This is a genomic window from Burkholderia sp. Ac-20345 (genome assembly GCF_017104825.1).
Classification (GTDB): domain Bacteria; phylum Pseudomonadota; class Gammaproteobacteria; order Burkholderiales; family Burkholderiaceae; genus Burkholderia; species Burkholderia lata_B.
On the sequence record NZ_JAAGPO010000080.1, the window covers coordinates 1 to 250 of the forward strand.

The window sequence follows — 250 nt, forward strand, 5'->3', positions numbered from 1 at the left end:
GGGGTGGGCGTGTCAGTAAAAAAAAAAAAAAAAATGAATTATAGCACCGCCATTTGCGTTGATACTGAAAAAAGAATGACATGCTGCTCACTCTTTGCCATATACATCATTACAAGTGATTTAAGTTTCGACTTTCTACTTTCGCGCGTCGTCCATCGTCGCTACTTCATCTGTGTCGTTCTGCGACGTCGTGACTTGCCTCTGTCTACATAATTACACTGTTGGTTCTCTGACATCGCGCTCAGGCATA

The 250-nt window shown here is 42.8% G+C and carries 1 protein-coding gene; it reads left to right on the top strand.

The window, feature by feature from the left end; all coding sequences use genetic code 11:
• Nucleotides 1-213: hypothetical protein (locus G3O06_RS26165; protein ID WP_205817961.1), on the top strand; the 213-nt coding region annotated here is incomplete at its 5' end.
• Nucleotides 214-250 lie beyond the last annotated feature (37 nt).